This window comes from Caldimonas sp. KR1-144 (assembly GCF_049446155.1).
Lineage (GTDB): Bacteria > Pseudomonadota > Gammaproteobacteria > Burkholderiales > Burkholderiaceae_C > Rivibacter.
In genome coordinates this window covers 362,674-375,444 of sequence record NZ_JBMSEE010000005.1, presented here as the reverse complement: position 1 = coordinate 375,444, position 12,771 = coordinate 362,674, and the positions used below count along the sequence as shown (strand labels likewise).

Genomic DNA, 12,771 nt, shown 5'->3' with positions numbered 1-12,771 from the left:
ACAGCGGAACGAACCACGACCGCTGCAACTCGAACCCGGCTCGCGACGAAGAAAGGCGCATGAAACGAGGCTTCTACACCATCATGTCGGCGCAGTTCTTCAGCTCGCTGGCCGACAACGCGCTCTTCGTCGCGGCGGTGGAGTTGCTTCGGACCTCGGGTCAGGCCGAGTGGCAGCGCGCCGCGCTGGTGCCGATGTTCGCGCTGTTCTACGTGGTGCTGGCGCCCTTCGTCGGCGCCTTCGCCGACGCGGTGCCCAAGGGCAAGGTCATGTTCGCGTCGAACACCATCAAGGTGGTCGGCTGCCTGCTGATGCTGTTCTCGCTGCACCCCTTGATGGCCTACGCGATCGTCGGCCTCGGTGCGGCGGCCTATTCGCCGGCCAAGTACGGCATCCTCACCGAGCTCTTGCCGCCCTCGCAGCTGGTCAAGGCGAACGGCTGGATCGAAGGCCTGACGATTGCCTCCATCATCCTCGGCGTCGTGCTCGGCGGTCAGCTGATGGGCCGCCAGATCGCGCCGATGCTGCTGTCGATCGACCTGCCGATGATCAACACCGGCATCGACAGCGCTCCGGAGGCGGCGATCGCCACCATCGTCGTGCTGTATGTCATCGCGGCGATCTTCAACCTCTACATCCCGCGCACGGACGCACCGCTGCAGCCTTTCGCGCACGGCGTGGTCGGCCTGGTGCGCGACTTCTCCCAGTGCAACGCGCGCCTGTGGGCCGACAAGCTCGGCCAGATCTCGCTGGCAACGACGACGCTGTTCTGGGGCGTGAGCGGAAACCTGCGCTACATCGTGCTCGCCTGGGCCGCGGCGGCGCTGGGCTACTCGACGACACAGTCGTCGACCCTGGTCGGCGTGGTCGCGATCGGCACCGCGGTCGGCGCGGTCGTCGCCTCGGTGTGGATGCGCCTGGAGCACGCCACGCGCGTGATCCCGCTGGGCGTCGCGATGGGCCTGCTGGTGATCGTGATGAACGTGATCAGCAATGTCTGGGTCGCCGCGCCCTTCCTGGTGGCGCTCGGCGTGATCGGCGGCTTCATGGTCGTGCCGATGAACGCGCTCTTGCAGCACCGCGGCCACAACCTGATGGGCGCCGGCCGCTCGATCGCCGTGCAGAACTTCAACGAGCAGGCCTGCATCCTCGGCCTGGGCGCGTTCTACACCGGCATGACGCGCTTCGGCCTCTCGGCCTTCGGCGCGATCACGATCTTCGGCGTGGTGGTCGCCAGCGTGATGTGGTGGATCGGGCGCTGGCACAAGCGCAACACGATCGAGCACAAGGAAGAGGTCGATCACCTGCTGGAGATCGCGCGGCGCGATCCCCATTGAGCCTGTAGACCCGCGCCGGTCGCGGACAATCCCGGCCCCATGTCCGCCACCACCTCGATCGCCGCGCCGCGCGCGCCGTCGGCCCTGCTCCCCGTCGCGGCCCTGCTCGTCAACGCCTTCGTGTGGGGCGTCTCGTGGTGGCCGTTTCGCCATCTGCAGGGCCTGGGCCTGCACCCGCTGTGGGCCACCGCGCTGATCTACGTGATCGCGGCGGCGGTGATCGTCGTCCGCTGGCCGCAATCGGTCGGCCAGCTGCTGCGCACGCCGGTGCTGTGGATCCTGGTGTTCGCCTCGGGCAGCACCAACGCCACGTTCAACTGGGCGGTCAGCATCGGCGACGTCGTTCGCGTGGTGCTGCTGTTTTATCTGATGCCGCTGTGGGCGGTGCTGCTCGCGCGCGTGCTGCTGCACGAGCGCCTGACACGGCTGGCGCTCGCGCGCGTCGTGCTGGCGCTCGCGGGCGCCGCGATCGTGCTCAAGCCCGAGGGTGCCGGCTGGCCCGTGCCCTCGAGCCTGTCGGACTGGCTCGGCATCGCCGGGGGCTTTTGCTTCGCGCTCAACAACGTGATGCTGCGGCGCGAAGCGCACCGCCCGCCGGAGGCGCGCGCGCTGGCGATGTTCGCTGGTGGCGTGGTCGTGGCCGGCGCCATCGCCGCGGCGCTCGGCGCGCTCGGCAACGTGCCGCTACCGCCCGCACCGGCCTGGTCGTGGACGCTGCCGGCCTTGCTGCTGGCCGGCGCCTTCCTCGCCGCCAACCTCTCGCTGCAGTACGGCGCCGCGCGCCTGCGCGCGAGCGCGACGGCCGTCGTGATGCTCAGCGAAGTCGTGTTCGCGGCGGGATCGGCGGTGCTGCTCGGCGATCAGGCGCTGTCGGCGGGCGTGCTGCTGGGTGGGGCGCTGATCCTCGCGGCCGCGGCGCTGGCGACGCTGGAATCCAGCGACGCGCACTGAGCGCTACGCGGCTCGCAGGCAATCGACGATCTTCATCCTCGCCGCCCGCCACGCCGGCACGAAGCCGCCGACGAAGCCCATCGCCAGCGAGAACAGCAAGGTCTGCACAACGATCGCCGGCGTGAGCTTGAACTGGAAAGCGATCTCGCTGAAGGTCTGGAAGTTGGTGGTCGACAGGCTCACCGCCTGCATCAGTGACGCGCCCGCGAGCCCCACCACGCCGCCGACCAGCGCGAGCAGCAGCGCCTCGCCGAGAAAGGCCGCCAGCACCGCGCCGCGCCGGAAGCCCAAAGCGCGCAAGGTGCCGATCTCGCCCACGCGCGACGCCACCGACGCGAACATCGTGATCATTGCGCCGACCACCGCACCGATCGAGAAGATGATCGACAGCGTCAACCCGAGGATGCTGATGAAGGTCGCGAGCGCCTGGCTCTGCTCGGCGTAGAACGCGTCCTCGCGCTTCATTTCCACCTGCAGCCGCGGCTCCTCCTCGAGCAACTTCTTGAGCGCATCGAAGCGCTGCAGATCGCTCAGGCGGAACACCACGCTCGAGAACGCGTTGCGCCGAAACGCCTGCATCATCTGCTCGGCGTCGCCCCAGATCTCGGAGTCGAAGCCGGTGCGCCCGGCGTCGAACACACCGACCACCACCCACTCGCGACCGGCAAAGCGCAGCGTCTCGCCCAGGCCCGCGTTGCGAAAGCCGCTCGCGACCGCGCGGCCGGTGACGATCTCGCTGGTGCCGGGGCGAAACATGCGCCCTTCGACGATGCGCACCTGCGGGCGCAGCTCCAGCCCCTGCGGCGTCGTGCCGCGCACCGTCACGTTGGCCGGCTTGCCGCTGTTGCGCTTGGGCAGGTTGTTGAGCACGACCGGCTCCTTGGTCACCAGCGCGCGGCCTTGCGCGTCGGTCGCGATGCCGTCCTGGCTTTCGATGATGGCCGCCTGCAGCCGCGAGATGCCGGAGTTGATCTCGGCGCCGGCGCCCTTGCGCAGCACGATCACGTTGTCGGGCTGGCCGGTCGCGACCAGCGTCGCGCGGATGCCCTCGCTCATCATCAGCACCGTGGCGAACACGTAGACCACGAGCGCCATGCCACCGGCGGTCAGCAGCGTCGTCACGCGCCGCATCCAGAGGTTGCGCGCGATGTAGCTGATCGGCACCGCCTTCATGCGACGTGCCTCAGGCCCGCAACGATGTCGATGCGGCTCATCTTCCACGCCGGCCACGCGGCCGCGATCAGACCGACAACCAGCGCCGCGGCGAGCTGCAGCACAAGCGTCAGCTCCGAGATCTGGAACACCGGAAACAGCGTGCCGACCGCGCCGCGAAACGCCGCGGCCAGCGGGAACGACACGAGCACGCCCAGCACGCCGCCGATCGCCGCGATCAGGAGGCTCTCGCCGAACAGCAGCTTCACCACGAAGCCGGGCGGAAAGCCCAGCGCCTTGAGCGTCGCGTACTCGGCCAGGCGCTCGCGCGCCGTCATGCTCATCGTGTTGGCCATCACCGCGAGGATGATCAGCACGACGATGAAGCTCACCGCCTCGATGCCCACGAGGATGGCCTCGCTCATCGCGACGAAGCCGAGCTGGAAGGCCTTCTCGGTTTCGGTCAGCGTCTCGGCCAGCGAGTTGGCGAAGATCTCGTCGACCTGGCGCGAGATGGCCGCGGCCGCGTCAGGGTCGCGAATGCCGATCACGTAGACGCCGACGAAGTCGATGCTGCGGCTGCCGCTGCCCGCGCGCTGCTGGCGCATGCGCTCGTTGATCAGCTTCCAGTGGAAGAACATCTGCGTCTCGTCGACGGTGGCATCGGCGCCGTCGTAGATGCCGCGCAGTGTGAAGTTCCAGGTGCCCGGGTAGATCGTGCCGCGCAGCGGGATCGTGTCGCCGAGCTTCCAGCCGAACTTGTCGGCGATCTTGCGGCCGACCACCGCGCCTTGCCGGTCGCGCACGAAGGCCGCGCGCTCGGCCTCGCTCATCCTGTATTCCGGATAGAGGTCGAGGTAGGTGTTCGGGTCGATCGCGAACTGCGGAAAGAAATTGCGCTCGGTCTGGTAGATGCCGCCAAACCAGTTGGCCCACGACACACCCGAAACGCCTTCGACGCCGCGGATGCGCTCGGCGTAGTTCAGCGGCAGCGGAAAGGTCAGCGAGATCGCGTTGCGGGTGATCAGGCGCGTGGAGGAGCTGGCCTCGACGCCGGCGTACCAGGCGTCGACGATGGTGCGCAGCAGGCCGAAGGCGCAGATCGCGACGATCAGGCCCACGAGGGTGAGCAGGGTGCGGAGTTTGTGGCGGAAGGCGTTCTTCAGCAGGAGCTTGAGGGTGAACATGGTTTGTGTTCCTCAACTCAAGCGATGGGGTGGAGATGTCGCCCTGCGGGGCGCGTGCTGTCTCTGCGAGGCTCGATGCCGGGGCGAAATCCCGGCGCCAGCGCCGCAGGCGCGCAGCCGCCCGCAGGGCGGCACCACAAGCCCCTCGCGAAGATCCAACTTCGCGACCCCCATCAACGCCCACCTTCCAAAGAAGGATCATCCACCAGCACCCCCTTCTCCAGATGCACCAGGCGCTGCGCCCGCGCCGCCGCCTTCGGGTCGTGCGTGACCATCACGATGGTCTTGCCCAGCTCGCGATGCAGCGCATCCATCAGCGCGAGCACCTCCTCGCCGGTCGCGCGGTCGAGGTCGCCGGTCGGTTCGTCGGCGACGATCAGCGTCGGGTCGGTGACCAGCGCGCGGGCAATCGCGACGCGCTGCTGCTGGCCGCCCGAGAGCTCGTTCGGGTAGTGGTCGAGCCGGTCGCTCATGCCCACCATGTCGAGCACCGCCGCGGCCTGGGCGCGGCGCTGGCTTGCCGACAGCCCCGCCAGCAGCAACGGCAGCTCGACGTTCTCCAGCGCACTCAACACCGGCATCAGGTTGTAGAACTGAAAAATGAAGCCGATGTTGGCGGCACGCCAGTCGGCCAGCTCGCCTTCCGACAGCTGCGCGATGTCGACGCCGGCAATCTCGATCGTGCCCTGCGTGGGCTTGTCGATGCCGGCGATGAGGTTGAGCAGCGTGCTCTTGCCCGAGCCGCTCGGGCCCATCAGCGCGATGAACTCGCCCGACTGAACATCGAGGTCCAGCCCCTGCAGCACGGGAATGGTCTGGTCGCCGCGTCGGTAGGACTTGTCGAGTCCGCGGATGCGGATCAGCACCTCGTCGTTCACTTCGCCCCCGCCGCCACGCGCACCGCGTCGCCGTCCTTGAGCTTGTCGGGCGGGTTGAGCACCAGCTTGTCGCCGCTCTTGAGGTCACCGGCCTGCGCGAGCTCGATCGCGTCGCCCAGCGTGCGGCCGGTGCTCACGGTCACCGCCTGCACCGTCGGTGCCGCGCCCTCCTTGGCCGGCTTGCCGATGCGAAACACCACTTTCGCGCCGTCGCGCTCGACCACCGCCGCCGGCGCGACCGCGAGCACGCTCTTCAGGTCGGCCTCGCCGACCGGCTGCGACAGGAACGCGACCTTGGCGCTCATGTCCGGCAGGATGCGCGCATCGAGGCGGTCGAACTGGATCTTGGTCATCACGGTGGCCTTGGCGCGGTCGACGGTCGGCACGATGGTCGCGACCTTGCCGATGAAACGCATGTCCGGCAGCGCGTCGAGCGAGATCTCCACCGGCTGGCCGATGCGCGCCTTCGCGAGGTTGCTCTCGGAGACGTCGGCCTCCACTTCGAGCGTGCTCATGTCGGCCATCGTGACCACCGAACCGAGCGAGCCGGCCGCGCTGGAGAACGGCGTGATGATGTCGCCGACGTTGGCGTTCTTGACCAGCACGACGCCGTCGAACGGCGCGCGGATCTCGGTGAAGTCGCGGTTGACCTGTTGCAGCCTGAGCTGCGATTGCAGCTGGCCCACCGTGGCCTGCGCCGACGCCACCGCGGCGCGGGCGCTGGCCGCGCGCGTCGAACTGGTGTCCAGTGCGGCCGGCGACAGGAAGCCCTGCGCGACCAGCTGCTGGTTGCGCTTGAGCTCGACCTCGGCGTTGGCCGCTTCGGCCTGCGCCTGCCGCACCTGCGCCTCGGCCTGGCGGACGCCGGCGCGCGCCGCGTCGATCTGCGCCTGCACGTCGGCGGCGTCGAGCCGCGCAATCAGCGCGCCCTTCTTGACCACCGAGCCCTCGCGCACGTTGAGCTCGAGCAGGCGGCCGGTGGCCTTAGAGGCCACCGCGGCACGGCGCTGCGCGACCACGTAGCCCGATGCGGTGAGCTGCACGTACTGGCGCGACGGGGTGCTTTGCAGCACGCCGGTGGACTGCACTTCGGGCGCGCGCGGCTTGAGCGCCACGCCCACGGCCGCGAGCACGGCCACCGCGATCGCGATGCGCCAGCCCCAGCGGCGGCGCTTGCGCGCCTTGCCAACGCCGGGCGCGCCGCGGTCGATCTTCAGCTGCGAAAGCCGGCTGCTCTTCGCCGCCGGTGCGGCCGAGGCAGCCGACGGGGCGGTGGTTCCAGTGGCGTCGCTCATGGCGGCGTGCGGCGTGGAGTGGCAATGGCGCCGGATTGTGGACGAGCGTGCGATGCCGCGGAGCCCCCGCGTTGCGGCGGCGGCGACACGCCTGCGAGGCCGCGCGGTTGCACTTTGTGAGCCCTGCGCCGCCGCTGTGCGTGCAGGATCGGGCACGTCCGTTGCCTCACGAGCTTGCCTCGTCGCTTGCCGCCATGAGCGTTCATCCCTTGCCTCGCCGCCTTGCCCTGCTCGGCCTGCTGGTCGCGCTGTCCGCCTGCGGCGGCGGAGGCGATGACAACGGCGGCGACGACGAGGCGCCGGGCGGCGGCGTGCCGGCCGGCACCGACATCGGCTGCGGCACCGCGAACTTCCAGGCCGAGGCACTGCGCCTGGTCAACGAGCGGCGCGCAGCCGGCGCCTCGTGCGGCACGCGCGGCAACTTCGCGGCGACCGGCGCGCTGCGCTGGAGCGACGCGCTCGCCAGCGCGGCCTACCTGCACTCGAAGGACATGGCCGACAAGAACTACTTCTCGCACGACAGCCAGGACGGCCGCAGCTTCTCGCAGCGCATCACCGCCGCCGGCTACAACTGGAACACGGTCGGCGAGAACATCGCCGCAGGCCAGGGCACGCTCGCCGCCGTGATCGACGGCTGGATGGCCAGCGACGGCCACTGCGCCAACATCATGAGCCCGGCGTTCCAGGACATCGGCCTGGGCTGCGCGCGCAACGCGAGCAGCCAGTACGGCATCTACTGGACGATGGATCTGGGCACGGCTCGCTGAGCCCTGGGAGTCCGCGCGGCAGACTCCTAGGCCGCGGCAGACGCGATCACCCCGCCGCCCAGGCACACCTCGCCGTCGTACAGCACGGCCGACTGCCCCGGCGTCACCGCCCACTGCGGCTCGTCGAAGCGCAGCGAGAACACTCCGTTGGCGCCAGGCGCCAGCTCGCAGGCACTGTCGGCCTGGCGATAGCGCGTCTTCGCGGCGATGCGCGCCGCCCCCGGCGCCTCGCCCGCGACCCAGCTCGCGTCGTCGGCATGCAGCGCATGCGACAGCAGCAGTGGATGGTCGTGGCCCTGCACGGCCACCAGCACGTTGCGCTCGAGGTCCTTGCGCGCGACGAACCACGGTGCGTGGTCGCCGCCGCCGCGCGCGACGCCGTTCGCACCGCGCTTCAGATGGCGCTCCTTCAGGCCACCGATGCCCAGGCCCTGGCGCTGGCCCAGCGTGTAGAACGACAGCCCGACGTGCTCGCCGATGCGCCGGCCGCGCTCGTCCTCGATCACGCCGGGCTGGTTGGCCAGGTAGCGGTTGAGGAACTCGCGAAACGGCCGCTCGCCGATGAAGCAGATGCCGGTCGAATCCTTCTTCTTCGCGTTGGGCAGGCCGATCTCGTCGGCGATGCGCCGCACCTCGGTCTTGCGCAGCTCGCCGACCGGGAACAGCGTCTTCGCAAGCTGCGCCTGGCTCAGGCGGTGCAGGAAGTAGCTCTGGTCCTTGGCGGGGTCCAGGCCCTTGAGCAGCTCGTGGCGCTGCGTGGCCTCGTTGAATCGAACCCGCGCGTAGTGGCCGGTCGCGATCTTCTCGGCGCCCAGGCGCATCGCGTGGTCGAGGAAGGCCTTGAACTTGATCTCGGCATTGCACAGCACGTCGGGGTTGGGCGTGCGGCCGGCCTGATACTCGCGCAGGAACTCCGCGAACACGCGGTCCTTGTACTCGGCGGCGAAGTTGACGTGCTCGATCTCGATGCCCAGCACGTCGGCCACCGAGGCGGCGTCGAGGAAGTCCTGGCGCGACGAGCAGTACTCGTCATCGTCGTCGTCTTCCCAGTTCTTCATGAAGATGCCGACGACCTCGTGGCCCTGCTGCTTGAGCAGGTACGCGGTGACCGCGGAGTCGACTCCGCCGGACAGGCCCACCACGATGCGCTGCTTGCTGCTCATCCGGCGATTTTATTTTTGGCGCGATGAGCCCGCGGTGTGCAAGGCTTCAGCGGTCGGGTCGCAGGACGATGGGCTCGAGCAGGCTCGGGTCGGCCCACACGAGATCGATCGGAAAGCGCCGCCCGGCCAGGTGATCCTCGATGCAGCGCCACAGCAGCGGGCTGCGGTGCGGCGTGGCGTGCGTGCGGATCTCGTCCGGCGCGAGCCACAGCGCGCGCACGATGCCCTCGTCGAGCGCACGACCGGGCTCGGGCTCGCTCACGTCACCGGCAAACGCGAAGCGCAGATAGGTCACGTCCTCGCCGGTCGCCGCACGATGGAAGCGCGAGAGGTACACGCCCAGCAGCGCCGTCGGCGTGAAGCGGCAGGCGGTTTCCTCGAGCATCTCGCGGCACACCGCGTCGATCAGCGACTCGCCCGGCTCCAGGTGTCCGGCCGGGTTGTTCAGGCGTAGGCCCTCGCTGGTGAGTTCCTCGACCAGCAGGAAGCGGCCGTCGCGCTCGGCGACGCCGGCGACGGTGACGCTCGGGCGCCAGCGGTCGTTCAGCAGGGATGACATGGCACGAGATGGTATCGACGCGACACGCGTGTCAGTTTCCGTAAGGTAAGCTCGCGCCCGTCGTTCGGGTGGCCATAAGCCCCGGTGGCAGTCGGAGCATCGGGGACCTGTTCGATGCGCCGTCGGCCACGCCCACGTTGTGTGATCGTTGTTTGATCAACGTTGTCGGAGGAGCAACCATGCTGATCGGCGTGCCTGCGGAGTCGTCCGCCGGCGAAACCCGGGTCGCCGTGACCCCGGAGACGGCCAAGAAATTCATTGCACAGGGCCACGCGGTGCGCGTGCAGTCCGGTGCAGGTGTCGCGGCCGCAGTGACCGACGCCGCCTACCAGGCCGTCGGCTGCGAGATCACCGATGCCGCCGGCGCCCTGGGCGCGGCCCTGGTGCTCAAGGTGCGCTCGCCCAGCGATGCCGAGCGTGCGCAGATGAAGCCCGGCGCCGCCCTCGTCGGCATGCTCAACCCCTTCGACCGCGACGGCCTGCAGCGCCTCGCCGACGCGGGGCTGACCGCCTTCGCGCTCGAAGCGGCGCCGCGCACGACGCGCGCGCAGAGCATGGACGTGCTGTCCAGCCAGGCCAACCTGGCCGGCTACAAGGCCGTGATGATGGCGGCCGACAAGTACCAGCGCATCTTCCCGATGCTGATGACGGCCGCCGGCACCGTGAAGGCCGCGCGCGTCGTGATCCTGGGCGTGGGCGTCGCCGGCCTGCAGGCCATCGCGACAGCCAAGCGCCTGGGCGCGGTGATCGAGGCCTCGGACGTGCGCCCGTCGGTGAAGGAGCAGGTCGAGTCGCTGGGCGCCAAGTTCATCGACGTGCCCTACGAGACCGCCGAGGAAAAGGAAGCGGCCGAAGGCGTGGGCGGTTATGCGCGCCCGATGCCACCGAGCTGGCTCGAGCGCCAGAAGGTCGAAGTGGCCAAGCGCGTCGCGCAGGCCGACATCGTGATCACGACCGCGCTGATCCCGGGGCGGCCCGCGCCGGTGCTGGTGACCGAGGAAATGGTCAAGGCCATGAAGCCGGGCTCGGTGATCGTCGACATGGCCGCGCCGCAGGGCGGCAACTGCCCGCTCACCGAAGCCGGCAAGACCGTCGTCAAGCACGGCGTCACCATCGTCGGCGAAACCAACCTGCCGGCGCTGGTGGCGGCGGACGCTTCCGCGCTCTACGCGCGCAACGTGCTCGACTTCCTCAAGCTCGTGCTCGAGAAGGACGCCACCGCGCTGAAGATCGACCTCGAGGACGACATCGTCAAGGCCTGCCTGATGTGCCGCGACGGGCAACTCCTTCGCACCTGAGGGGCCGGCGATGACCCGCATCATGCTGCGCGCGAAGCTTCATCGCGCCACCGTCACCGAGGCCGACCTGCACTACGAGGGTTCGTGCGGCATCGACGCCGCACTGCTCGAAGCCGCCGACATGCGCGAGTTCGAGAAGATCGAGCTCTACAACGTCAACAACGGCGAGCGCTTCTCGACCTACATCATTCCGGCGCCTCCGGGCTCGGGCGTGATCTCGCTCAACGGCGCGGCCGCACGCAAGGCCCACGTCGGCGACCTGCTGATCATCTGCACCTACGGCCCGGTCGACGAGGCCGACGTGCCGAACCACAAGCCCAAGGTCGTGCTGCTCGGCGAGGGCAACCGCATCGACTCGATCCGCAAGTTCTGACCGAGCCGCGAGGAGGACCGAATGGACATCGTTTCCCCAACCCTGATCAACCTGATCATCTTCGTGCTGGCCATCTACGTGGGCTACCACGTGGTGTGGACCGTCACGCCCGCGCTGCACACGCCGCTGATGGCGGTCACCAACGCGATCTCGGCGATCGTGATCGTCGGCGCCATGCTCGCCGCGGCGCTCACCGAGACCACGCTGGGCAAGACCATGGGCGTGCTGGCCGTGGCGCTGGCCGCGGTCAACGTCTTCGGCGGCTTCCTGGTCACGCGCCGGATGCTGGAGATGTTCAAGAAGAAAGAGAAGAAGCCTGCGCAGATCGAAGGGGGCAAGGCATGAGCATGAACCTTGTCGTCCTGCTCTACCTCGTGGCGAGCGTCTGCTTCATCCAGGCACTCAAGGGCCTGAGCCACCCCACCACCTCGATCCGCGGCAACCTGTTCGGCATGGTCGGCATGGCGATCGCCGTGCTGACCACGGCGGCCTTGATCGTCAAGACCGCGGGCCAGCTCGGCCAGCCGAGCGCCACGGGCATGGTGTGGGTCTTCGTCGGCCTGCTGGCCGGCGGCACGCTCGGCGCCATCATGGCCAAGCGCGTCGAGATGACCAAGATGCCCGAGCTGGTGGCCTTCATGCACAGCATGATCGGCCTGGCGGCGGTGTTCATCGCGATCGCCGCGGTGGCCGAGCCCTGGGCTTTCGGCATCGTGGCGCACGGCGCGCCGATCCCGCACGGCAACCGGCTCGAGCTCTTCCTCGGCGCCGCCATCGGCGCGATCACCTTCAGCGGCTCGGTGATCGCCTTCGGCAAGCTCAGCGGCAAGTACAAGTTCCGCCTGTTCCAGGGCGCGCCGGTGCAGTTCAGCGGCCAGCACATGCTCAACCTGGTGCTGGGCCTGGCGACCATCGGCCTCGGACTCGTCTTCATGATGACCGAGCAATGGGTCGCCTTCTTCACGATGCTGGCGCTGGCCTTCGTGCTGGGCGTGCTGATCATCATCCCGATCGGCGGCGCCGACATGCCGGTGGTGGTGTCGATGCTCAACAGCTATTCGGGCTGGGCGGCCGCGGGCATCGGCTTCTCGCTCAACAACAGCATGCTGATCATTGCCGGATCATTGGTGGGCAGCTCGGGCGCGATCCTGAGCTACATCATGTGCAAGGCGATGAACCGTTCGTTCTTCAACGTGATCCTCGGCGGCTTCGGCGGCGAGACCGCGGCGGCCGGCGGCGCGGCCCAGCAGCAGCGCAGCGTCAAGAGCGGCAGCGCGGACGACGCGGCCTACATCCTCGGCAACGCCGAGACCGTGATCATCGTGCCGGGCTACGGCCTGGCAGTGGCGCGCGCGCAGCACGCGGTCAACGAGCTGGCCGAGAAGCTCACGCACAAGGGCGTGAACGTGAAGTACGCGATCCATCCGGTGGCCGGGCGCATGCCGGGCCACATGAACGTGCTGCTGGCCGAGGCCGAGGTGCCCTACGACCAGGTGTTCGAGATGGAAGACATCAACGGCGAGTTCGGCCAGGCCGACGTGGCGATCATCCTCGGCGCCAACGACGTGGTGAACCCGGCCGCGCTGCAAAAGGGCACGCCGATCTACGGCATGCCGATCCTCGAGGCCTACAAGGCCAAGACCATCATCGTCAACAAGCGCTCGATGGCCGCCGGCTACGCGGGCCTGGACAACGAACTCTTCTACATGGACAAGACCATGATGGTCTTCGGCGACGCGAAGAAGGTGGTCGAGGACATGGTCAAGGCGGTCGAGTAGGGAATTCGCACCGCCCTTGGCGTGAAGGAAGGC

The 12,771-nt window shown here is 68.8% G+C and carries 13 protein-coding genes; 7 read left to right on the top strand and 6 right to left on the bottom strand.

Annotated features, from left to right (window positions below):
- Window positions 1-59: 59 nt before the first annotated feature.
- Window positions 60-1,337 (top strand): lysophospholipid transporter LplT, encoded by a 1,278-nt coding sequence (lplT, locus tag ACO2TI_RS14560; protein WP_423285324.1) that lies wholly within the window; start codon window positions 60-62, stop codon window positions 1,335-1,337.
- 39 nt (window positions 1,338-1,376) lie between these two features.
- Window positions 1,377-2,288, top strand: coding sequence for a DMT family transporter (locus ACO2TI_RS14555; RefSeq protein WP_423285322.1), 912 nt, complete (start codon window positions 1,377-1,379; stop codon window positions 2,286-2,288).
- A gap of 3 nt (window positions 2,289-2,291) precedes the next feature.
- Here the strand turns inward: ACO2TI_RS14555 and ACO2TI_RS14550 are convergent, their stop codons facing one another.
- From ACO2TI_RS14550 to ACO2TI_RS14535, 4 genes are all read right to left on the bottom strand, one after another.
- Window positions 2,292-3,461, bottom strand: coding sequence for an ABC transporter permease (locus ACO2TI_RS14550; protein ID WP_423285320.1), 1,170 nt, complete (start codon window positions 3,459-3,461; stop codon window positions 2,292-2,294).
- Window positions 3,458-4,627: an ABC transporter permease gene (locus tag ACO2TI_RS14545; RefSeq protein ID WP_423285318.1), complete on the bottom strand. Its 1,170-nt coding sequence runs from the start codon at window positions 4,625-4,627 to the stop codon at window positions 3,458-3,460. Before ACO2TI_RS14545 ends, ACO2TI_RS14550 begins: the two co-directional genes overlap by 4 nt.
- A gap of 173 nt (window positions 4,628-4,800) precedes the next feature.
- The gene (locus ACO2TI_RS14540; RefSeq protein ID WP_423285316.1) at window positions 4,801-5,505 is read right to left on the bottom strand and encodes an ABC transporter ATP-binding protein; all 705 of its coding nucleotides are present in this window, start codon (window positions 5,503-5,505) and stop codon (window positions 4,801-4,803) included.
- Window positions 5,502-6,800: an efflux RND transporter periplasmic adaptor subunit gene (locus ACO2TI_RS14535; protein ID WP_423285315.1), complete on the bottom strand. Its 1,299-nt coding sequence runs from the start codon at window positions 6,798-6,800 to the stop codon at window positions 5,502-5,504. Before ACO2TI_RS14535 ends, ACO2TI_RS14540 begins: the two co-directional genes overlap by 4 nt.
- A gap of 194 nt (window positions 6,801-6,994) precedes the next feature.
- On the opposite strand from ACO2TI_RS14535, the gene ACO2TI_RS14530 reads away from it, so the two are divergent.
- On the top strand, window positions 6,995-7,567 hold the full coding sequence (locus ACO2TI_RS14530) for a CAP domain-containing protein (protein ID WP_423285313.1): 573 nt from the start codon (window positions 6,995-6,997) through the stop codon (window positions 7,565-7,567).
- Between the two features lie 26 nt (window positions 7,568-7,593).
- On the opposite strand, the gene mnmA is transcribed toward ACO2TI_RS14530, so the two are convergent.
- Together mnmA and ACO2TI_RS14520 are read right to left on the bottom strand one after the other, a co-directional pair.
- Complete coding sequence (gene mnmA, locus ACO2TI_RS14525) at window positions 7,594-8,730, bottom strand: tRNA 2-thiouridine(34) synthase MnmA (RefSeq protein ID WP_423285311.1); 1,137 nt, start codon at window positions 8,728-8,730, stop codon at window positions 7,594-7,596.
- Window positions 8,731-8,776: 46 nt separating this feature from the next.
- Window positions 8,777-9,289, bottom strand: a complete 513-nt coding sequence (locus ACO2TI_RS14520) for an NUDIX hydrolase (RefSeq protein WP_423285309.1) — start codon at window positions 9,287-9,289, stop codon at window positions 8,777-8,779.
- Between the two features lie 179 nt (window positions 9,290-9,468).
- Here ACO2TI_RS14520 and ACO2TI_RS14515 point away from each other — a divergent pair, with 179 nt between their 5' ends.
- Genes ACO2TI_RS14515 through ACO2TI_RS14500 form a run of 4 tightly spaced genes read left to right on the top strand, consistent with a single transcriptional unit; the run spans window position 9,469 to window position 12,738 of the window.
- Window positions 9,469-10,587, top strand: coding sequence for a Re/Si-specific NAD(P)(+) transhydrogenase subunit alpha (locus tag ACO2TI_RS14515; protein ID WP_423285307.1), 1,119 nt, complete (start codon window positions 9,469-9,471; stop codon window positions 10,585-10,587).
- A 10-nt stretch (window positions 10,588-10,597) separates the two neighbouring features.
- Complete coding sequence (gene panD / locus ACO2TI_RS14510; RefSeq protein ID WP_423285305.1) at window positions 10,598-10,960, top strand: aspartate 1-decarboxylase; 363 nt, start codon at window positions 10,598-10,600, stop codon at window positions 10,958-10,960.
- Window positions 10,961-10,981: 21 nt separating this feature from the next.
- Window positions 10,982-11,305, top strand: coding sequence for an NAD(P) transhydrogenase subunit alpha (locus tag ACO2TI_RS14505; protein ID WP_423285304.1), 324 nt, complete (start codon window positions 10,982-10,984; stop codon window positions 11,303-11,305).
- Window positions 11,302-12,738: an NAD(P)(+) transhydrogenase (Re/Si-specific) subunit beta gene (locus ACO2TI_RS14500; RefSeq protein WP_423285303.1), complete on the top strand. Its 1,437-nt coding sequence runs from the start codon at window positions 11,302-11,304 to the stop codon at window positions 12,736-12,738. Before ACO2TI_RS14505 ends, ACO2TI_RS14500 begins: the two co-directional genes overlap by 4 nt.
- The last annotated feature ends 33 nt before the right edge of the window (window positions 12,739-12,771 follow it).

Excerpts from the sequence above, each read along its gene's own strand:
- mnmA (WP_423285311.1), bottom strand. The coding sequence starts at position 8,730 with ATGAGCAGCAAGCAGCGCATCGTGGTGGGCCTGTCCGGCGGAGTCGAC.
- ACO2TI_RS14550 (WP_423285320.1), bottom strand. The coding sequence starts at position 3,461 with ATGAAGGCGGTGCCGATCAGCTACATCGCGCGCAACCTCTGGATGCGG.
- ACO2TI_RS14500 (WP_423285303.1), top strand. The coding sequence starts at position 11,302 with ATGAGCATGAACCTTGTCGTCCTGCTCTACCTCGTGGCGAGCGTCTGC.
- ACO2TI_RS14530 (WP_423285313.1), top strand. The coding sequence starts at position 6,995 with ATGAGCGTTCATCCCTTGCCTCGCCGCCTTGCCCTGCTCGGCCTGCTG.
- lplT (WP_423285324.1), top strand. The coding sequence starts at position 60 with ATGAAACGAGGCTTCTACACCATCATGTCGGCGCAGTTCTTCAGCTCG.
- panD (WP_423285305.1), top strand. The coding sequence starts at position 10,598 with ATGACCCGCATCATGCTGCGCGCGAAGCTTCATCGCGCCACCGTCACC.
- ACO2TI_RS14515 (WP_423285307.1), top strand. The coding sequence starts at position 9,469 with ATGCTGATCGGCGTGCCTGCGGAGTCGTCCGCCGGCGAAACCCGGGTC.
- ACO2TI_RS14535 (WP_423285315.1), bottom strand. The coding sequence starts at position 6,800 with ATGAGCGACGCCACTGGAACCACCGCCCCGTCGGCTGCCTCGGCCGCA.
- ACO2TI_RS14505 (WP_423285304.1), top strand. The coding sequence starts at position 10,982 with ATGGACATCGTTTCCCCAACCCTGATCAACCTGATCATCTTCGTGCTG.
- ACO2TI_RS14520 (WP_423285309.1), bottom strand. The coding sequence starts at position 9,289 with ATGTCATCCCTGCTGAACGACCGCTGGCGCCCGAGCGTCACCGTCGCC.
- ACO2TI_RS14545 (WP_423285318.1), bottom strand. The coding sequence starts at position 4,627 with ATGTTCACCCTCAAGCTCCTGCTGAAGAACGCCTTCCGCCACAAACTC.
- ACO2TI_RS14555 (WP_423285322.1), top strand. The coding sequence starts at position 1,377 with ATGTCCGCCACCACCTCGATCGCCGCGCCGCGCGCGCCGTCGGCCCTG.